Source organism: Gaoshiqia hydrogeniformans (genome assembly GCF_049347105.1).
GTDB lineage: Bacteria > Bacteroidota > Bacteroidia > Bacteroidales > Prolixibacteraceae > Gaoshiqia > Gaoshiqia hydrogeniformans.
Map to the genome: position 1 here is coordinate 234,960 of NZ_CP186334.1, position 20,739 is coordinate 255,698.

11 protein-coding genes are annotated in these 20,739 nt (G+C 49.8%); all 11 read right to left on the minus strand.

What is annotated here, in order from left to right; all coding sequences use genetic code 11:
• Positions 1-4: 4 nt before the first annotated feature.
• The 11 genes from ACOIT5_RS01040 to ACOIT5_RS01090 all read right to left on the minus strand — a co-directional run bounded on the left by ACOIT5_RS01040 (position 5) and on the right by ACOIT5_RS01090 (position 20,706).
• On the minus strand, positions 5-2,719 hold the full coding sequence (locus ACOIT5_RS01040) for a family 78 glycoside hydrolase catalytic domain (RefSeq protein ID WP_423128617.1): 2,715 nt from the start codon (positions 2,717-2,719) through the stop codon (positions 5-7).
• Between the two features lie 109 nt (positions 2,720-2,828).
• The gene (locus ACOIT5_RS01045) at positions 2,829-3,020 is read right to left on the minus strand and encodes a hypothetical protein (protein WP_423128618.1); all 192 of its coding nucleotides are present in this window, start codon (positions 3,018-3,020) and stop codon (positions 2,829-2,831) included.
• Positions 3,017-4,528, minus strand: coding sequence for a purine-cytosine permease family protein (locus ACOIT5_RS01050; protein ID WP_423128619.1), 1,512 nt, complete (start codon positions 4,526-4,528; stop codon positions 3,017-3,019). Before ACOIT5_RS01050 ends, ACOIT5_RS01045 begins: the two co-directional genes overlap by 4 nt.
• Before the next feature lie 142 nt (positions 4,529-4,670).
• Positions 4,671-5,726 (minus strand): L-rhamnose/proton symporter RhaT, encoded by a 1,056-nt coding sequence (locus ACOIT5_RS01055; protein WP_423128620.1) that lies wholly within the window; start codon positions 5,724-5,726, stop codon positions 4,671-4,673.
• Between the two features lie 79 nt (positions 5,727-5,805).
• Positions 5,806-6,132 carry an L-rhamnose mutarotase gene (locus ACOIT5_RS01060; protein ID WP_423128621.1) on the minus strand — a complete coding sequence of 109 codons (327 nt, stop codon included), beginning with the start codon at positions 6,130-6,132 and terminating at the stop codon, positions 5,806-5,808.
• On the minus strand, positions 6,129-7,175 hold the full coding sequence (locus ACOIT5_RS01065; protein WP_423128622.1) for a uroporphyrinogen decarboxylase family protein: 1,047 nt from the start codon (positions 7,173-7,175) through the stop codon (positions 6,129-6,131). The genes ACOIT5_RS01060 and ACOIT5_RS01065 overlap by 4 nt, the downstream gene beginning before the upstream one ends.
• A 43-nt stretch (positions 7,176-7,218) precedes the next feature.
• Positions 7,219-9,534 carry a DUF5703 domain-containing protein gene (locus ACOIT5_RS01070; protein WP_423128623.1) on the minus strand — a complete coding sequence of 772 codons (2,316 nt, stop codon included), beginning with the start codon at positions 9,532-9,534 and terminating at the stop codon, positions 7,219-7,221.
• 316 nt (positions 9,535-9,850) lie between these two features.
• Complete coding sequence (locus tag ACOIT5_RS01075; RefSeq protein WP_423128624.1) at positions 9,851-13,300, minus strand: glycosyl hydrolase; 3,450 nt, start codon at positions 13,298-13,300, stop codon at positions 9,851-9,853.
• Between the two features lie 153 nt (positions 13,301-13,453).
• Positions 13,454-16,870, minus strand: a complete 3,417-nt coding sequence (locus ACOIT5_RS01080) for a glycoside hydrolase family 2 TIM barrel-domain containing protein (protein WP_423128625.1) — start codon at positions 16,868-16,870, stop codon at positions 13,454-13,456.
• A 186-nt stretch (positions 16,871-17,056) separates the two neighbouring features.
• Positions 17,057-19,477 carry a beta-galactosidase GalB gene (galB, locus tag ACOIT5_RS01085; RefSeq protein ID WP_423128626.1) on the minus strand — a complete coding sequence of 807 codons (2,421 nt, stop codon included), beginning with the start codon at positions 19,475-19,477 and terminating at the stop codon, positions 17,057-17,059.
• Between the two features lie 104 nt (positions 19,478-19,581).
• A complete protein-coding gene (locus ACOIT5_RS01090; protein WP_423128627.1) occupies positions 19,582-20,706 on the minus strand; it encodes a hypothetical protein in 1,125 nt (374 codons plus the stop codon).
• Positions 20,707-20,739: the final 33 nt, after the last annotated feature.

Below are 20,739 nucleotides of genomic sequence, written 5' to 3' on the forward strand. Positions count from 1 at the left end.
ATGATCAGAAATTACAGACAAACAGGTACTTTCCCGATCCGGCTTCGATAATCACCCGACCGGCTTCCTGCCCGATAAAATTCAGATCGGGATGCCGCAACACCGGTTGTCCGCTTTCCGTCAGGCTTTCGGCATCGGCACACGGGATGTAAATCCGGGCTTTTGTATTTACCGGGACTTCCACTTCCAGGTTCAGCTTCTCCCCTTCTCTTTTCCAACCGGAAACAATTTTTCCGTACATCGACTGGTAGCTTACTTTGGCAAAATCCAGTTCAGGATGCAACCAGGGCTTGATGAAAAAAGATTTGTAAGCGGGATTTTGCTCGTCTGGATTTAAACCGGCCACCGACTTGTAAAGCCAGTCGCCCACGGCCCCGTAAGCATAATGGTTAAACGAATTCATGCCCACTGTCTGAAAAGTTCCGTCGGGTTTAATGCCGTCCCAGCGTTCCCAGATGGTCGTGGCGCCCTGTGTGACCGGGTACAGCCACGACGGATAACGTTTGTTAAACAACAACGTGTAGGCCACATCGGCATAACCGTGATCGGTTAAGGCCTGACAAATAAGCGGCGTACCGATAAAACCGGTAGTCAGGTGCCCGAAATAATTCACATCGCCGGCCAAACGTTTGGCGACCACCTGAACTAGTGGATCGGGTAATAAACTGAAACATAGCGCCAAAACGTAAGCTGTTTGTGTACCGGAGGTCAAACGCCCGGTTGGCGTGACAAATTCGTTTTGAAAAGCGGTTTTAATTTTGGGAAGAATCAGTTCATAGCGGTCTGCATCGGCTTTACGGTTCAACAAAGAAGCAATTTTTTGCATCAGCCCGGTGGTGTAATAAAAGTAAGCAGTGGCAATTAGCTCTTTATCGGTATGTGCCCCTGCATAACCGTAATCGGGAGCATGGTAGTTGTACGAATAATATTCGGCAAACGAAAGCCAGTCGCCAAAATGAAAACCGGCATTAAAAATACGGGCTTCGCCCGATTCGCGAATCATGTATTCCACCCAGGCTTTCATCGATTCGTATTGTTCCTCCAGGATGCGCGTATCGCCATAAACCTGGTAGACCGTCCAGGGAATGATCACTGCTGCATCGGCCCAGCCGGTTGAACCAAAACCATCCGACCAGCCGGTTCCGCCTCCGTCTTTCACCACGTTGGGAACCACCCAGGGCACACTTCCGTCTGATTTTTGGTCAACAATAAAATCTTTCATCCATTTTGTATAGAAAGATGCTGTATCGCGGTTAAAACAGGCGGTTGGCGCAAAAACCTGCGCGTCGCCGGTCCAACCGAGGCGTTCGTCGCGTTGCGGACAATCGGTCGGTACATCCAGAAAGTTTCCCCGGAGACCCCAGTCAATGTTCTTTTGCAAGCGGTTCACCAAGGAATCGGAACAAACAAAATCGCCGGTTGAGGCCATATCCGAATGAACAACCCGCCCTTCCAGATCATCCAAGGTAATTTCGCCCGGATAATCGCTCACTTTAATATAGCGGAAGCCGTGAAAGGTGAAACGGGGTTCATATTCTTCTTCTCCCTTACCTTTAAAAATATAGGCATCTTCGGCTTTGGCTGCCCGCAAATTATCGGTGTAGAAATTTCCCTCCTGGTCGAGCACTTCAGCATGGTTCAGGGTGATTTTATCACCTGCTTTTCCTTTTAGCCGGAAACGGACCCAGCCAACCAGATTCTGTCCCAAATCGAAAACCAGTTCGCCTTTTGGCGTAGTAATTTTTTTAATCGGTCTGATTGTTTCGGTAATCCGGACAGGAACGCCTTCGGAGGGGACCAATTGGTCGTAGCCGTAATTTTTTACCATTACGGTTCCCCATGCCGAATCATCAAAACCCGGCTGGTTCCATCCCGGCATTTCCAAACGGGCGTCGTAGGTTTCGCCATTGTAAATATCCGATTTCAGGATCGGGCCCGTAGCCGATTTCCAGCTGTCGTCGCTGACAACCAACTGCTCCGAACCATCGGTATATTCGATTCTGAGTTGAAACAACAGGGCCAGTTTATCGCCGTACAGGTTTTTATTGCCCTGCCAAACCAGGTAGCCACGGTACCAGCCATCGCCTAAAACCACTCCGAGGGCATTTTCCCCTTCCCTGATTCGCTCAGTCAGGTCGAAGACCTGGTATTGCAAACGATGCTGATAGCTGGTCCAGCCGGGAGTAAACAAATCGGGACTGATTTTTTCGCCGTTTACCGATAGTTCGTACAAGCCGTGACAGGTGATGTAAACAGTAGCCTTTTTGATTGTTTTGACAACGGTAACCTCTTTTCGCAAATAGGGCGAAGGTGTTGACCCGGAAACATCTTCCTCCAGGGCAGGTTCAATCCAACCGGCTTCCCAATTCGCTTTTCCCAATAGTCCCATTTCCCAAAAAGCAGGTTCGCTCCAGTCGGATTCGTCTCCTTTATTGGTCCACACCTTCACCTTCCAGTACACCCGTTGGCCCGAAGTCAACGGTTTTCCGCCATATTCGATCTGGATCGATTGATCTGAACCGATTCTGCCCGAATCCCAAATCAAAGCGGTTTCCGCCTCAAGATCTTCCGGGCACGAGGCGCATACAATCCGGTAAACCGTTTGCCCTACATTCCGTTTGTTATCCTGAATTTCCCAGCTTAACCGCGGGAAAACTGTTCCCAAACCAAGCGGGTTGACCTTATATTCCGTTCTTAGATTTACTATTTTCAACACCATATATCACAATTTTTAGCTACTGTTGTGTTAAACGTCTATTGGCAGAAAGTCATTCCTTCAGGCAACTGCCGGACAACATGACGATCGCTAGTTAAGACTTAACACAACACTACTTGTTTTCTTCTTCATCCAACGACTTTGTTCTCATCCAGAAGGGGGAGGTTGCAAACCAAAGAACCATACCAATAATCATCAGATGAAAATGGCTTTCCATTTCAATCACTCCTTTAAAAACCAAAACCGAAGGAAGTATCGTCAGCATTAAACCAATAAATGAAATGATGATGAGCGCTTTTTTCATAACAGGCCTCCTTCCTGAATTAATTTTGCGTTTGCTTTTGTTTTTTGTTGCGCGTAGCTCAGTCCCAGGTACAGGACGGCTGCCAGGATCCATTCCGGAGCCACCAAAAAGGTCAGGTCCATGTTGATTGCATCGAGCCATGCAGGCAATTTACCGCTGACCATTTTTTCCATCCAGGGCAGATGATCTTTCCCGTAAATAAAAAACGAGAAGAAGAACGAACCAAACCAGGCAATGGCAGCAGGCCAGCTAAACAGTTTCCGGGCTTTCTCGGTAAAGTTGCTTACCAAACCGATTTTCGGAAACAACCACACATCAAGAATGATAAAGGCGCCCAGCGGGATAAAAAAGAGCCCGTAGTAGGCAACAATCCGGTCCAGATTTGCATTCACCGCCGGGATACAAGCGGTTACAACCATAAAAGCGCCGGCGGCAAAAGTCACTTTCCAGCGTTTCCAGTTTGGAGTGGCCACCTGAATGGCCAGTCCGGCCCGGTATAAGGTTGGGTTGGCGGTCGTCCATCCGGCAATCACCACGCTGACAGCTCCGGCGATACCTGCCCCGTACAAGGCAATGTTTCCGGGTTGCGGGTTTACAAAACCTTCGGACAAGTAGGCGGCACATAAAATACCGGAAGCAATCCAGGCACCAAAATGTCCCAGGAACATGCCGAATGCAGAGGCAAAACCCTGTGTCCAGCTTTTTGCATAGCGGAAAATGGTCACATCCGACATACCCATATGCTGCGTCGCGTTGCACAACCAGGCGAATCCGGCCACATGCCAGAAGGTGTACTTGGAATTATTCCCGATCGGTTCGCCGGTAAATATTTTTGTATTGGCCACTTCCCAGAAATCGCTGAAGGAGCTTGTTCCCAATTTCGCCAAAACCGCCAGAGCGGCAGCAAAGAAAACCAGCACCATCCAGGGAGCGCAAATTTTCGAGAAAGTGGCAATCTTCTCAAAGCCCAGTACGGCCAGAGCGGCAATTACTACGCCCACGATCAGGGCAATAATCATCCACTGGAAGCTGGGGATTACTTCGCCGGCTACAAAATCGGGATTCGGAATGCCAAAAGGAATGGATATTGATGTAACGGCCACGTTTACCATCGCCCCCGCCAGCAGGCAAAGGATAAACGCATAAAAAGCGCTGTAAGCAATGGTTAAGTACGGTCCGATTATTTTACGCAACTGCCAGTAAATGGTCAGGCGTGTTTTTACGGCAACAGGCGCAGTCATGAGGGCCCAGCTCAAAACAGCCAGGATATTTCCGACCAGCAAACCCAGAAAAAAATCTTTGGCCGATACGCCGTGCATCACCATCAGCGGCCCCAGCACAAATTCGGTTCCGGCCACATGCTCGCCGGCAAACATGGCGATAAAGGTTTTCCACCCGTGTAACTTCTTTGTTGAAACCGGCTCCCGGTCGTATTCATACAAGGCATCGAGCCTTTCGATCAAGCTTGAACCTGCCCCCTGCGCAGCAGGTTGTTGATTAGTCTGCATAAGTCATTTTTAAATTAGTTAGGTCACAAACACATATCTATTTTCTATTTTTTTCGAAAAAAACTTTCGTGACGGCCAATTTACAGAATTTCGACCAAATATTTTTACTTCTATTTTCGTTTTTCTTCTTTTATTTTGTTTTTTAACTATTCATAGCCTCACCCGTAACACTTCCGTAAGCAATGATGAAAAACGAAAGAATAAGCACAAACAAAGCAAAAAGCAACAGCAGATAGGTTCGTTTATTGACCTGTGTCCATTCTTTCATGATCACACCGATGATATAACTGAAAAAGATGAGCATGGACATGTGTAATACCCAACTGGCAAACTGAAAATTGCCCATATTCACATGGCCCAGCCCGTAAAAGAAAAACTGCAAAAACCATAAGGTTCCCGCCAATCCCGACCAAAAGAAATTTTTAACCAGAGTTGTTGCCGGAATGCCCGCAGAAAGGGAAAACTCGTTGAGTGTGCGGTTTTTTATTCCGGCAATTGTAAACCAAATGACGTTGACTACCCAGCATCCGGCGGTTGAAACGATCAGCTTGGCATTTCCCTCAAAGTGGCCGGCCCCGTACCCGGCGGCCATATCCGAAATTGGCTGCCCAAACTCCAGCGAAATATTGAATACCCCGGAAAGGACCCCGGCAATGAGCGACAACACCAGGCCAATCAACATGCGTGATTTCTTCAGATCACCGCCCGCCGGCGTCATTTCTTTTTCGCGGCGAAAGCCCGCCCAGCCGCAAAGGGCAACCCCGACGACCGAAATGATCATTCCCGACAGAACAATGCCGCCTCCGGGCCGGGAAAAATATTCGGTCAAACCACCAAAAATGGTCAGGGGCAGTACCGTACCCACCATGGCCGAAATGCCGATGGCTAAAGTGTAGGTTAACGAATAGCCGATATACCGAATGGAAACGCCAAACGACATGCTCCCGAAACCATAAACCGCTCCCAGCAGGAAAGCGCCCCAAATGGCATTGGACGGTGCATTTTTTAAAATAAAAAAGAATTCGGGGACCGTGAGGAATCCGATCAGTAAAGGCATTAAAATCCAGGCAAACATAGCCTGAACAAGCCAAAAAGTTCCCCACGACCATTGTTTGGTCCGGTGAAAAGGCACATAACAGGACGAAGCAGAAACTCCGCCGACAGCATGTAAAACGGTTCCGATAATTGGACTTGACATGTGTGATTGATTATTTGATTAGTTATTGGTCACTGGTCACTGATTACTGATTACTGATTACTGGTCACTGGCTACAGCCTCATTCCAAATGGAAAATCTCCTGCATGTTGCTCCAAAATTCGCCTGACCCGCGGGTTTCCAAAGGCTCCATGAGCGGCTTCACCACATCCCACCAACGTTGGGTTTCGGGGTCGGCAGCCATTTTTACCATATCGCCTTCAAAGTCGGAACCGGTATATTCAAAATAGGTAAACAGGTAATTGTCTTTAAAATAGATGGAGTAATTCCGGATATGGCAAGTCCGGATCATCTCCAAAACACCAGGCCAAACAGCAGCGTGGTGACGAATATATTCCCTGGCGCCTTCAGGCTTCAGGTGAATCATCTGTCCGAATCGTTGGATCATTTTGATTGATTTAGCGTGTTGAACAAAGCCCGGATATTGGCCGGCGGAATATCCGGCAAGATAGCCTCATGACTGGGTGAAATAATTAAGCCGGTCGGAAAAAGTTCTTTCAATCCAGCCACTTTCTCCGCCACATCGCCGGGACTGCCCTTTACCAGCAGGTACTGGGCATCCACTCCCCCGCAAAAAGCCGCTTTACCGTAGAAATGCTCTTTCAGGTGGGCCGCGTCCATGCCGGCCGCCAGCGCCTGGATGGGATGGATCACATCCACTCCTAAGTCAATCAAATCGTTGATGATCGGGAAAATTGAACCACAGGAATGGTGCACCACAGTCAACCCGTAACTTTTTGCCTGGTCAATCAGTTTTTTAGTTCCGGGAAAAACCAGCTCGCGCAGCAAGTCGGGGTCGACCATCAGTCCGGTTTGGCTTCCAAAGTCGTTCCCGATCAGCACAGCATCCAAATAGCCTTTGGTGGCTTCGTAAAATAGTTCGTTTGCTTTTAAGTAAAAATCCGTAATCCGGTCGATCACCGCCCGAAACATGTCCGGGTTCATCAACATGGTCATCAGGGCATGTTCCATCCCGAAGGCGGAGCAGGCATCCTGAAAATGGGCGCTCCACATAATTCCCATCCTCACATAGTCATCTCCAATGCTCTTTACCCGGCGAAGCGACTCTTCCCGGTCGAGGTACTTTTCGGGGTCGGGCCAGTCGAACTTAGACACATCTGCCGGATCCGAATAATCCTCGAAAAAGCCCGGCGCCGTGAGGGTCCGTTCATCCGGCTTGTCGGGATGATCCGTCTTGGCGAACTTAAACGCGCAGGCAATGTGGTTGGATGGCGGATCATAATAGGGAACCTCCACCGGGTAAATGTCGTCGTCGATGAGCTGTTTCATCCGGTGAATGGACGATACGCCAAAATGTTTGCACAGCGCACTCTCGGCATCGGGAACCGGGAGCCCCAGCCACGAAGCCGGCCGGTCAACCGGCTGATAGCTGATGGTAGCGTAAAAACGTTCTTTGTGGGTTAGTTTCATATCGTTCGGTTTGAGAGTATATCGTAAACAGGATTTGGTTTGGTTAGTCGAAACAATTCATGATATCTTTCCTCCTGAATTCAGGGAAGACGGTCATCGACCGGATTTCTCCGTTTTTTAATTCAACTTCAACGGTTGTTTTGCCCGGAGCATGCAGCTTAAAATGAACATCGCGTTCCCGGGGCCAGGCCGGAAACAGGTAAATTTTTTCATCTACTGCCTGGAGCAGCATTTCCTGAAGGGCAATCATGCCCGATCCGCCCCAGTTGTGATCGGGCACCCAGTCGAAGCCGGGACCCCAGAACGCCGGGAAGCGGCGGTCCGAATCCTGTAGCTTTAATATCAGCAACGAGTCGGCTTCTTTTGTCAGTCCCATACGGGCGGCAAAAATGGCATCCTGTTTCCAGCCCACATGACTTCGGAATTTTTGGGCATCGGGATCGTACTTCCAAGTGTTCAACGCCACGTCCAAATCGGGCAAACCAACACCATACATTCCCCAGGGAAACACCGGATAAAGCTGGGGCAGTTCCACATTGTTCACCCGTTCCCAAAGCCTGGCCGGGGCAATGGTTTTATGCCCCTGGTGTTCGGTGAAACTAATGGGCGGGATCCGCTGCAGCAGGCCTTCTAAATAAGCCCGGTCAATTTGGTTGGAATAACTTTCAGGCAAGCCGAGCAACTGCTTCGTGACGGTTTGCAAGGCAGCAATGGTTGAAGTGGCATTGTAAGCCATCTTATACGTTTCGCAGGCCGAGCCGGGATACAAAACCAGTTGGTCGTTGGCATCCAGGCTTTTTGTGCCACGCCGGCTGGCCAGGTACTGGTAGTGCTCATCGAAAAAAGTCAGGCAACTTTTTATCAGCGGAAGATATTCCGAAATATCAGTTCCCTGGTAACGGTGTGTTTCCAGAATCAGGTAACAGATTTCAAGCGCGGTATCCCACTGGTATTCCAGCCAGGCGTTGTACTCCATGCCCGGGTCATAGGCTTCCGGCCGTTTCCAGCCGTATTCGCTGCAATTGGGCAAGCCAAAATTTTCCATTTGCTCCGTAAAACACGCGCCTCCGTGCCCCCAGTAAAATTCGCTTCGCAATTCAGCATTTCTCAAAATCCGGTTATAAAAGTCGAACTGCGGTTTCATCAGGTCGAAGTCCCCGCTTTTCAGCATGGGAAAATAGACCAGTCGCTGGTTTTGCGCAGTAAAGGTGCCGCCGCCCCAATTCCTGAAATCTGGCGTAAAATTTCGGGTTGAATCGGTAAAGGCCGGGTCAACGGTGAATAATCCGCCGTTAAATTTTGTCGGATAACCGCCGTAAGCGTTACAGGCCAGCATATAACGAAAAAGCTGGTAGTTCCGGCCCGCCTGCCAGGCCGGATCGGTCTCATCTCTTTTGTCGGGCCGGATGAAAATAAAGCTGCGGTTCCAGTAATTCTGCCACCAGTTTTGTGTTTGTTTGATGGCTGCCTTCCGGTTTTTGAGCGCATATCCGGTCAGCTCAGTAAGCTCTGAACGCCAGCTTTCGTAATTTTCAGCCGTATTCAGCACAATAAATAATTCATGTTTTGAAGCCGGTTTTACGCTTTTCAGTTTCCAGCCTTCAAAGCCGGTATCCTGATATGTTCCGCTGGTTTTTCCGGCAAGCACAAAATTCTTTCCCTGCATCAGTCCGCCGAAGGTAAGCCCGGCAAGCGGGTTATACAATTGGTCCTTAACAGCGTTCAGCCCTTGTTGTTCTACCGTCACATCAAACACGGTTTCTTCCCGGTTTTGATGAAAAAAAACCAGGGACTGACCGGAGAATTCAATCTGATCGGCAAAGGTTTTCAGCCCGGCAGGCGGTGCCCATTTATAGGAATTGGCAAAACTTTCTCCTTTTCGCAAAAGCAGGTCCTCATAACGCCAGCTTTCGTAAACCGCTTCTGCCTGAATTTTTTGACTGGATTCAATTTCGACATAAACGACCGGATTGAAAACATCGGCCCATATTTTCACATCAGCCGACAAATTACCATCGCGCCCGTGGATGGTCACATTTCCCTCCAGTAAATTCAGTTCCTGCCTGAAAAATTTACCGGCAAACGGATTTGGATTGAGATGAATCCTTACCCGCCCAAGCTTCGGCATGGCATTGTGTTCGTCGAAGGTTCCGCTTTTTGCCAGGTAAAAAAGGATTTCGCCGTTTTCCACCCACACATTCAAACCAATGTCGCCGCCTCCGCACGGCATGGATTCGGAGGAATTGCGGCTCTGCGAGGTCCAAACCAGGTTGTAGTCGTCCAGTCCGGCTGGCTGCGACCAGCTTTTGCCGGCCAGCAAAACCAGCAGCACGAGTATCAGTTGAATGTTTTGTTTCATATTCTGTCATTTATAAATGTCTTATCAGAGGGATTTTACTTTTTGTCTTGACACAAAAAGTAAACAAAAAATTACAGAAAGCACTACGTTCAGCAATACCCAAGCAAGCTTGGTTTTGCTTTCACTTAAACGTGCTTTTCAAGGCTGATTTTTATCGGCAAGCTCCATCTTCCTAAAAGCTAAGTTCAGCGGGTGATTTCCTCCTTACGTCGGAACTTCCCGCTTGCACTAAGCTTTTAGTTTGGTTCCGCTTTTGATAAAAATAGGCCGGTCCATTCTGCCAATCATCACCTAACTTGTCAATCGCAAATCTATTTCATTTTTGTCTTTGAAGCCTGACTGGCCCAAACACGCCGGCCGGCAACAAGGGACGCCCTTCGAGTCGATAAGGAGCGGTCGTCCGGGTAATTTGCTGCTCTTTTGGCAGATCGTGGTCGCCAATCAGCCGGTTATGCCAGGTATTTGCCAGGTCAATTTCGAGCAGGTTTTCACCGTTTTTCAGTTGCCCGTCCAAGCGAAGGCGATGGGGAAAGGTCCAGCACACGCCTACGGTTTTGCCGTTCAGGCGCACTTCGGCCACATGCTTAAAATCGCCAAGATCAATCCAAACTTCGCTCTCATGTTCAGCCGGTTGCCATTCGAAACCGGTTTTGTAAGTTGCCACGCCCGAATAGTAACGTATGCCATCAATCGTACTTTGGCTCCAATCCTGTAATTCGGTCCATTGCTGCGCTTCGGCAGGGCCTCCCCGCTCCGGGTCGAAAGTCACCGTCCAGGGCCCTTCAATTGTCAAGATTTCTTTCAATTGAATGGTATTTGATTTTCCGGTCCGGACATCTTCATTCGCAGGATCGAACAAAACGAACAAGGATTCGTTCGGTTCAAAATCATAGCTCAAACTGGTGCGGTTATCCTTGCTGTTCCAGGCGGTGCAGGGGCGGATTTGTCCCGAAACGGCATCATATAAAACCGGAACCTTGCCTTCAAGCCGGAAACTCATTTCAACCGAAAGCTTTTCGGCGCTTTGGTTCGAAATGAAATAAATATCTTTTTGGCCCGCCAGCCGGTGATTCCAGGCCAATGTGCCTTTCAGCCGTCCGTATTCGGTAGAAGCGATAAAATCTTCATTCAGCCCAAGCGGCTTAAACGAGCCTGACTGATAAGGTCCAAACATCAAGCGTCCTTTCCCTTTCCGGATCCCTTCGAATGAATTTCCTTTTTCATCCTTAAAACTGAATTTTTCCCCATCGGACAAATCGGCCATCAACTGTTTCAAAGGTTCATCCTCATCCGGTCTCAGGCCGATTGTCTGCAGGGGGCTTTCCATCCACAACACCGTGGCTCCTTGCTTAATTAAGCCGGCTAGTTTGCGGGCGACGGCCAGGCTCATTTGCCCGCCTCCATGTGGGGCCAGCCTTCGGTTTCCGGGAATGACCAACATCGCATAGCTTGCCCCTCCGGGCAAGGTTACACGGCCATTTTTCACCGCCGCACGGTTCAGCAACACATCTTTATTGAAGGAATCGTAAGCATAGCCGTTCAGCGGGTCGATCCAGTTTTCGGGGTCGGCCATGTTGGTCTGGGTTGTTACGCCCCGGGGCAAATGGCGTGTGGGTATCCCTTCATTTTTCAAGCGGTTAGTTTCGGTCTTCACGCGGTCGGCGCCCATCGGTCCTGGCAGAAAATCGACCAAACGGTCGGGCAACACGGCGCGGCGCGGCGTTTCTTCGCCGGTAAACACAGCGATGTCGACCACCGGCTTGCCCTGCTGCAACAGCAACTGGCAATTACGCAGGTAGCTCCAGAAAGCGTGGCTTTGCGGCCACCACACCTGGTCGCGTTGCAGGTAAGTTCCCACTTTATCGAGCGTCATCCCCGGTTCTCGGTCGGGCCAGGGATTATGGGTAAACACATGCGTCACCACCTTATTGATGCCCAAAGCAAAATTTCGGTCAGCCAGCGGTTTCAGTAATGCCGGATCTTCGTCCCAGTCGAGCCGGATTTCGGTAAAACTTTCGGCCTGAACAATCGGATGACCATAGATGTGTGCACCCGAAACAGCATCGAGAATATCGTTTGGTTTGTCGTGCGACGGACTACGCAGCCAGTACTCGCCCATCGGCAAGTCAACGTATTTAAAGTGAAGCAGGCCATCAGTCACGCCAACCGGCGCGGTACTTTCGGCCGAAAATAAAACGCCTTTTTTTTTCGATTCTTCGTGCAGGGTTTGATAGAAGTTGTCGGCAAACAACTCGGCGATGGTTTCGCGCACATCCTGCAACACGCGTTCCGAAGTTTCGGCATTCCGGAGCGGAACACCCGCCATTACAGGCAAATACGGCATCAAATCGTAGCCACGGCGCTTTTCAAACTCGTCGGGGAACACAGTCGACCAGTTTTGGCTGCCGCACTCCCAGCTATCTACGTGAAAACGCGTAAAAACCTTTGCGGTCAGTTCTTCCCCGATTTGGCGGTAAGCCTCGCCAAACCACTGATCAAACTGAAAACGAACGATTGCAGGATCGAATTTATCACATTCCAGCCCTTTGCCACCGCCGCCAATGTAATTTTCGTGCCCGGTACTGGTGTGCCCCATACGCAATATCATCCAATTTCCTGAGGGCGCCTGCCAGTTTAGTGTGCCGTCGGCCGCAACAAACTGCGTTAAGTTGATCAACTGTTTCATATCCACACAATCAGCATCAGGCAGCGCTTGCTCGTCTGACCAGGCGGCAACGCGCCAGATGGAACCGTTTTTCCCTTCAAATTGGTGGATTTTGGCTTCTGACGATAAGGCAATTCCTTTCACCCGCAAGGTCGGCGACCATTTGGCATCGTCCAGGTCCTCGGCACCCGGCTCCGACCCTTCCGGATCAAATACAAAACGGAAATAACGGGCCGTTACCGGCTCAATTAGCTGCGTATTAGGCTGGTCCAGATCGAGCCATCCCGAACGCGGAGGCACAAGCCGCGTATGGGTTTTAAAATGAATGCCGTCGTCACTGGTTTCAATAATCAGGCGGTTCGACTGATAGTTGTTCCACCCGGTTTTAATTTGAACGGAACGACAGGTAAAAGGCTCATCAAAAGTAAACTGTACCCAGCCTTTTTCATTGGTCGAGAACTGACGGGTATTTTCTCTTGCTGCCAAATATTGCAGGCTTTCGTTGCTCAAATTTGAGGTCACCACCGGTTTGATTGTCCATGAATTTTGACCAGCCCCTTCAGGAGCCGGGTATGCAAAAGTGGCGATATCTTCATAATAACCCTTCACCATTTCGGGTTGCGGAAGTTTGCCGGAAAATGTTGACCCCCCTGCGACAAGCGTATCGGTCCAAACCACTTTTTGCATCGACTTATTGGGAGTAATCCATGGACCACCGGCACAGGTAAAGCCGTCGCACGAGTTGAAACCCATTTCCAGTCCCAACCGGTTGGCTTCGCTGGCGGCAAAACGCACCAACTCCCACCATTCGGAGCTCATGGTCACCACTTTATCAGCGTACAAACCGGCAACTGTATCGCGAATAGCAAACAGGTAGGTCCCGCCAAAGCCGGCCGCGTTCATAGCTTCCAGGTCGGCAGTTATACCATCTTTACTGACGGCACCATGCATCCAGTACCAATAATTCCAGTTTGCTGCGTCGTTTTCGGTCGGCACAATCAATCTATACTGGTTCTCCGGCTGCCGGCTGCAAGCGCCGAAAACGGCTATCAGCAATACTGCCAGCAACAGGTTTGTTTTATTTCGTCGGTTTTGTTTCATTGGTTTTGGGTTATAGTGGCTCATTTTACAAAAGTTGAAAGTGCGTCATCCTGTCCGGCAATTGCCGGATCAGGATCTTTCCCTTCCAAAAACAGACCCCGAAACAAGTTCGGGGTGACTTTCACCTTATCTATTTTTTTCAGACGGCCCACTTTAAAATTTCATTTTATAAATTTCATCACTCAAATCTTTTTTCCCCGCAGACATGGGCACCAGGTAAAACGAGTAGCGATAATTTCCCGCTTTAATCCGGTACTGGTCCAACGGAGCAGCTACATCCGACCAACTGTCGTTACCGCCTACGCCCATCTGTTTCAGGTCGATATTCAGTGTCAGGCAGCCGGATTCCTTTAAATCGAAAGTATGTTTTGCTTCGTTGATATTTTCTTCGGTCCAGGGCCAGACGCTTATGCTCAGCAGGGAATCAGCCACAACCAGCAAACCTTTTGTCTTTTGGGTGTCCGACAGGTACATCCAACGCACATCGGTCCGGTTGCCGTTCTCCTGGGGCATTACGTACGACTCGGTGAATTGTTCGACCGGGAGGCTGTACACGCCGGCCTTAAAACCGTGATTGCGGTCGATGTAATTTTCGAGCGGGCCTTTGCCGTACCAACTGATTTGACGGTACACATCGCTTATGCCGCACTGCATACCAATTTTCGGAATGTTTGGCAGTTGCGGCGAAGCGTTCAATTCATAGTCCACTTTCAATGTTCCGTCGCAGCGCAGGGTGTACAACAGCTCGCAAACGGCAGAATCGGCCACGATGGAGTAGCTGCTGCTGACCAACACCAGGCCATCGGCTGTTTTTTCAGCTTTCACCGTCAGCAATTTCGGTTCAGCCTCGTACCAAACCTTCAGTTTTCGCTGCGGTTTCCAGCCCCGCTCGTCGTTATCAGTCAGCGGGCGGGTAAAATGGGGCAACAAAGGCGCAAATAGTTGCTCCTCGCCTTTCCATTGGTAAGAACTTAGCCCTCCGTTTGATTTGTCGATTTTCAGCTCGAAGTTTTTGCCCGTCAACACAAGAGCATCAGCTGTTTCATTCAATTGCAGGTCTCCCGGCTTCTTTTGCGCCGGCTGTTGTGAACTCAGGCCGGTCAATGCAACCTGATCGGATGCCACTTCAAATCCGGCATCAGCCCAAGCGGTTTTTTCTTTCAGGTTAAAGGAAACAGAAACCAGGTATTCCGCCCCCGACTTCATTTTCGGCAGGTATTGTTTGAAGCTGATCAGCGTATCTTTTCCGGCCTCCAACGATATCGGCGCCAGCGAAACGGTCTTAATTAATTTGCCGTTTTCGAGGAATTTCAACACCGGCACGTAAGCCGATAAATTGCTCACCGAATGTCGGTTGGTGATTTTCAGACTGAAGTTGTCCGCATCCTGCAACTCACAGCTCACCGGCTGAAAAACCCATTTACACTCGTACATCGCGGCCTTGGGACGCCCGTCGGAAGCCACGATACCATTGATGCAAAAATTGCTGTCGTGCAATGGTTCGTTAAAATCGCCACCGTAAGCGTAAAATTCGGTTCCATTATTATCGGTTTTCAGCAAGCCCTGGTCTTTGTAATCCCAGATACAGCCGCCAATCAAACGAGGAAGAGAGCGAATCTGATCCCACCATTCTTTCATGTTTCCGGTGGAGTTGCCCATCGAGTGTGAATATTCGCACCAAAAAACCGGGCGGTTATCGCCATTGTCCTGACTGATCAAGAGCGGCCCGGTAGAAAGATCGGGATACATCCGGCTCACGATGTCGATGTACGACTGATCAAGCGGAGTTTGGATCCTGCGTGAATGGTCCTTCGGGTAACCGGGACTGCCATACGGAAGATAGCCTTTCGCTTTGTGGTCGCCCATAGCCGGCTCGTAATGCACCGGGCGGGTGATGTCGAAATCGTGGCAATAAGCGGCCATCACTGCTGTTGCCGGCCCGCGGCCCGCTTCGTTGCCCAGGCTCCAGATAATCACCGACGGGTGGTTTTTGTCGCGCGCTACCATGCGCACCAGGCGCTGCAAATGGGCATGGAGCCATTTGGGGTCGTTGGCCAGTTTCCCACCCAAACCATGCGTTTCGAAATTGGCTTCATCGATCACATAAATCCCGTACTCATCGCACAAATCATAGAGGTACGGATCGTTCGGATAGTGAGCGGTTCGGACACAATTAAAATTGAAACGTTTGATTTGTTCAATGTCTTTGCGGATATCTTCGCGGGTAAGCGCTTTCCCGCGCACCGGATCATGATCATGACGGTTAACGCCGTACAAATAGGTTACTTTTCCGTTGATCAGCAGCTTGCTGTTATCCTTCGCAAATTCAATGGTCCGAAAACCAACTTTACAACTTTTTGCCTCCAATACATGCCCTGTGCTATCTTTTAATGAAAGGACCAGGGTGTAAAGGTTCGGTTCCTCGGCGCTCCATTTTAAGGGATTGGCGACTTTGGCTTCCAGCAAACCAAATTTGACATTGTCCAGGCGCGGCCAGGCTTCCGTAAGAATCGTTTCGGCGCTTTTCGTCAAAGGCTGCTCAAATATTTCCCGCTTGTTTTGATCATAAAGCCGAGCTTCAAGTATGTATCCTTTCACCGTATCACCGGTCAGATTTTCCAGGCGAGGGCGAATGCTTAAGACGGCATCTTTATAGTCATCATCCAAAGTGGTTTGGTAATGAAAATCGGCCAAACGTAATTTCGGTTCAGCCAACAGCAACACTTCACGCTGAATACCGCTCATCCGCCAATGATCCTGGTCTTCCAGGTAGGCGCCATCGCTCCATCGGATCACCTGGACCGAAAGCGTATTTTCACCCTCTTTAAAATATGCAGAGATATTGAATTCGGAAGGCAGAAAACTGTCTTCGCCATAACCCAAAAACCGACCGTTCACCCACACCTTGAAAGCCGAACTGACTGCCCCGAAATGCAGGGTCACATTCAGGTCTTTCCAATCGGCGGGAACCGAAAATGTTCGCTGGTACGAGCCAACCGGATTGTAATCGCGCGGCACATAAGGCGGGTTGATGGGACGAAAGGGATAAACCGCACTTTTATAAATCGGGGTATCGTAGCCCTTCATTTCCCAGTTCGAAGGCACCTCTATTTTGTCCCAACCACGCACAGGGGTCTTAAAAAAGTCTTCGAGTGCATCGGCTGGTTTTAAGGCCAAATGAAAATCCCATTCGCCGTTCAAACTCAGGTAACGCCCGCTTTGTTCCCGATCGCCGGCCAGAGCTTGTGTCTCCGTTTTAAACGAATACACCGTTGCACGGGCCGCATCCCGGTTTAGTTCGGTGATTTGCGGGTCTTCCCAGGGCTCCGTATCGTAAATATGCGGAACCGGCGGAATTCCTTCAGGCAATTCAACCAGGCGTTGCGCAGAGAGTCCCGAAGACAAAACAACCAACGATACAAAAAAAAGGATTGAATGATTTATTCGATGTACGACAAAATCCCGTGAAATCGCCGAAATTTTTGAAAGCGCCGTCAGGCGCCAAATATGGGTAGAAAAGCCATGTTCAGATATTATCCCGTCCCGTCCGGGACGGAACAGGATTGTCATAGCAGATAATACTACCCGTATCAGGTTCCTAACGGAACCACTGGTAAATTTAACTTTTACACGAAAACCATTATATGCTGACAAGTTTTCGGAAAAAGAATAAATTAGCCGTAAGAAGTGAAATTTGTCGCACACCTGATTTATTCGATTAGTTTTGAATTTCATAGGTATTTCAGTATTTCTCAATTATTGAGTTTTAATCGTCAGTTTATCCATTTGCAATCCATCTGAAGTCGCCCGGACCCTAATCTCCCCTGCTTTGTCTGTGGTCTGAACAATCAGCAAACACATGCCATTGAAGGCTTTCCGGTAGTTTGCCTTAAAAGGTTCGGTACTGGCCTGGTAACCATTGTCAACCCCGGCGATGGTTCCTTCACCCTCAACCTGAAAATTGATCAAATTCGTCGCATTGGGCACCATATTTCCATCTTTATCGGTCACTTTCACGGTAACAAACGACAGGTCGCTGCCATCGGCATTTAGATTGACTCGGTCGGCCGTCAATTCAATTTTGGCTGCCGGCCCCGCGGTGCGGATTTCTTTCTCGGCCACCTTTTCGCCATTCCTGTAGCTCACCGCCCTGATACTTCCGGGGCTGAAAGGCACCCGCCACATCACATGAAACTGATCGGGCCCTTTCGACTTGCGCCCCTGCGAAATACCGTTTACCCACAACTCCACCTCGTCGGCGTTGCTGTAATATGTCCACAGGTCGATGATTTGCCCCTCCGTCCAGTTCCAGTGCGGAAACAGGTGCAGTACGGTTTTGTCGGTCCATTCACTTTGATACAGGTAATACACATCTTTTGGAAATCCGCACAGGTCGATAATCCCCAGGTAGGTACTTCGGGCCGGATAAGGATACGGCAGCGGCTCGCCCAGGTAGTCGAAGCCCGACCAGATAAACATGCCGGGAATGAAGTCGTTGTTTTTGACCACCGCCCAGGTGTCTTCGTGGGTAGCGCCCCAGTAGGCGATACAGTTATCGAAAGAGGATGCGGTCAGGTCGGGATTACCGTCAAACGGCGCCTTGTAGGCAGGCGGCCAGATACGCAGGCTGTCCGCCGGAAAATCGTAATGCCCTCGGGTCGACAGCGCCGACATGTTTTCCGATGCCAGCATACATTCTCCCGGATAGCGCTCGGGAAACTTCAGGTAATCACGGTGCTTGTAGTTAAAGCTCAACAAGTCGAGCGCACCCGATTTGTACAGGTTATTTTTTTCAGGATCGGTTTCGGTTAAAGCCGCCGTCACAGGCCGTGTGGTATCGAGCGCCTTTACCACATCGACCAACTCGCGGGTGATACGGATGCCGGTGGTATCGAACTGTTCGGGGATTTCGTTGCCAATGCTCCATGCAATGATGGATGGGTGGTTGCGGTCGCGAAGCACCATGTCCTGCAAATCGCGCACATGCCATTCATCCCAATACAGGTGATAGCCATTTTTTACCTTTGTGCGTTCCCATTCGTCAAACGATTCATCAATCACCAGGAAGCCCATGCAGTCGCACAAATGCAGCAATTCCGGGGCAGGCGGATTGTGCGCCATACGGATGGCATTCACACCCATTTCTTTTAATATTTCGAGCTGGCGTTCCATGGCACGGGTATTCACCGCGGCGCCCAAAGCGCCCAAATCGTGGTGTTGGTTGACGCCGTAAATTTTCAACGGCTCACCATTCAGAAAAAAACCTTTATCGGGCGTAAACTCAAACCAACGTACACCCAGCGGAGTTTGGTAGCTGTCAATCAGTTTACCGGTCTTGTAAATTTCGGTTTGAATTTGGTACAGGTTCGGCGTTTCAGGCGACCACAAAGCGGGATTCTTCCATTCAAAGTTCTGCGTTAAGTTTGAAAGCCCGATGGCGGCATCCAACTCCGTTTCAGCTTCGGCAACTTTTGTTCCGGAAGCATCGGTGACCTGTGACTTTATCCTCACCCGCGCTTCCGTTTCATTTTTATTTTCGAGTTGAATGTCCAGTTTTACCTGAACCGCGTCGGCAGAAACTTCCGGAGTTGTAACAAAAGTTCCCCAATACGCCACGTGAACCGGGGCTTTTTCGAGCAACCACACATGGCGATAGATGCCCGAACCAGTGTACCAACGCGAAGCCGGTTGTGCCGAATTGTCGACCCGGACAGCCAGGGTATTGGCTTCGTTGCCGAAGTTCAGGTAGGGGGTCAGCTCGTAGCGAAAGCCGATGTAACCAAAGGGACGTTTGCCCAGGTAATGGCCGTTAATCCACACTTCGCTGTTGGCCATCACCCCGTCAAAATCGATATAAAAAACTTTTTCGCCGGCCAGTTTTTCAAGTTTGAACGTTTTACGGTACCAGCCAATTCCGGTTGGCAGTGCGCCGCCCTCAGGGGTTGCCGGCGCATCGGCACTGAATTCGCCTTCAATGCTCCAGTCGTGGGGCAAGTTCAGGACCCGCCAGTCGCTGTCGTTATAGCCGGGTCGAAATGCAAGCGAGTCATCGCCCAACATGAATTTCCAATCCTTGTCGAAATTTTGGCGCTCAGCCAATTGGTTTTTCGGTCCGCACCCAAACAGAACGAGCGTCAGCGCCAGCATGAAAAAGCTTATTTGTTGTTTTCGTTTCATCTTCTTAATATTTTAACCGCAAAGAATACAAAGGATATCGCAAAGGTCGCAAAGTTAAGTTCAAGTTATTTCTGCAAACTGTGACTGTGACTGAACACTTTGTTTCACTTCACTTCCGACTCGGCAGCCGTCTTAAACTTCAGTTCGCTTTTGCCTAAATTTTTTGAGGTTGCCAGTGCAATACCCCGGTTACCGAGCGTATCTACAGCATTGTAAAAATGGTACACCATGTCATCAACCTTCATAACAAACGACTTGTGTGCAAACTGGTTATCGTAGCTCTCGCCGGGTTCAATCAGTTTCGGGCCGTCCCACTCGGTCCAGTTCAGCAGGTCGTACGACGCCGCGAAGCTGTTGTACACCACCGTTTTGCCTTCGGGCCAGTAAGCACGGAAGAAGAACATAACATACAGGTCACCGATTTTCTGGATTACGGCGTCGCCGGTAATGCCCAGGTGGTGGTTCAAAACCGGGTTTCCGGCAAAGCGTTTCCAGTTGACCATGTCATCCGAAAAAGCCATCGAGATTCGTTCGGCGCCGCGAACTTTGCTGATGCTGTCACCCTTGGCATTGTAAAACATCACAAACCGATGCCCGGTCAACTGGTCTTTGTCTTCCTGCACGTAACATTTGTACATGGTGATGTTGTCGTACCAACCGGCATCCGGGTCGGCAGGCGCCAGCACGGGCTTGTTCAAACGGCTCCATTGTTGCGGGCTTGCCGGGTCCTTTTCGGTGTAAGCCATTCCGAACGACAGTACCCCTTTTTCGTAGCCGGTAGAGTTGCCGCCAAAATAACTCATCCAATATTTACCATCGTACGAATTAATGCCGTAATCGCCTCCCCAGTCGTAACTGATCAGCGACGGGTAACCGGCTTTCTGGTTCACATCCCAATCAGCAGTATCCGAAAACTGCATGATAGCCCCCTGCTCATCCCAACGGATCAGATCGTCGCTCAGCGCAAGATGGGTTTCATAACCGCGCCCGTCGAAAATGATATAGGTCATCACCCATTTGTCGTTGTGACGAAAAATGGTCGGGCAGTCAAACATATGTGAGTTGCTGTCGGGAACCAGGATCAAGCCGTACTTGAAAGGTGTCTTCACTTCGTTGTAAATTGCCGCCATTTTTTCGGGCGGCACCGTCGCGGGCAGTTCCTTTTTCTTCGGAGCGCAAGCCAGCGCAGTCAGCACAACCAATGTCCCCATCAAAACCTTCTTTCTCATTGTCTCAGTTCAGCATTCGGTCAAACGACCGGT

Coding starts and splice junctions, on each gene's coding strand:
- ACOIT5_RS01065 (WP_423128622.1), bottom strand. CDS start 7,175: ATGAAACTAACCCACAAAGAACGTTTTTACGCTACCATCAGCTATCAG.
- ACOIT5_RS01045 (WP_423128618.1), bottom strand. CDS start 3,020: ATGAAAAAAGCGCTCATCATCATTTCATTTATTGGTTTAATGCTGACG.
- ACOIT5_RS01070 (WP_423128623.1), bottom strand. CDS start 9,534: ATGAAACAAAACATTCAACTGATACTCGTGCTGCTGGTTTTGCTGGCC.
- ACOIT5_RS01060 (WP_423128621.1), bottom strand. CDS start 6,132: ATGATCCAACGATTCGGACAGATGATTCACCTGAAGCCTGAAGGCGCC.
- ACOIT5_RS01080 (WP_423128625.1), bottom strand. CDS start 16,870: ATGACAATCCTGTTCCGTCCCGGACGGGACGGGATAATATCTGAACAT.
- ACOIT5_RS01040 (WP_423128617.1), bottom strand. CDS start 2,719: ATGGTGTTGAAAATAGTAAATCTAAGAACGGAATATAAGGTCAACCCG.
- ACOIT5_RS01050 (WP_423128619.1), bottom strand. CDS start 4,528: ATGCAGACTAATCAACAACCTGCTGCGCAGGGGGCAGGTTCAAGCTTG.
- galB (WP_423128626.1), bottom strand. CDS start 19,477: ATGAAACGAAAACAACAAATAAGCTTTTTCATGCTGGCGCTGACGCTC.
- ACOIT5_RS01090 (WP_423128627.1), bottom strand. CDS start 20,706: ATGAGAAAGAAGGTTTTGATGGGGACATTGGTTGTGCTGACTGCGCTG.
- ACOIT5_RS01075 (WP_423128624.1), bottom strand. CDS start 13,300: ATGAAACAAAACCGACGAAATAAAACAAACCTGTTGCTGGCAGTATTG.
- ACOIT5_RS01055 (WP_423128620.1), bottom strand. CDS start 5,726: ATGTCAAGTCCAATTATCGGAACCGTTTTACATGCTGTCGGCGGAGTT.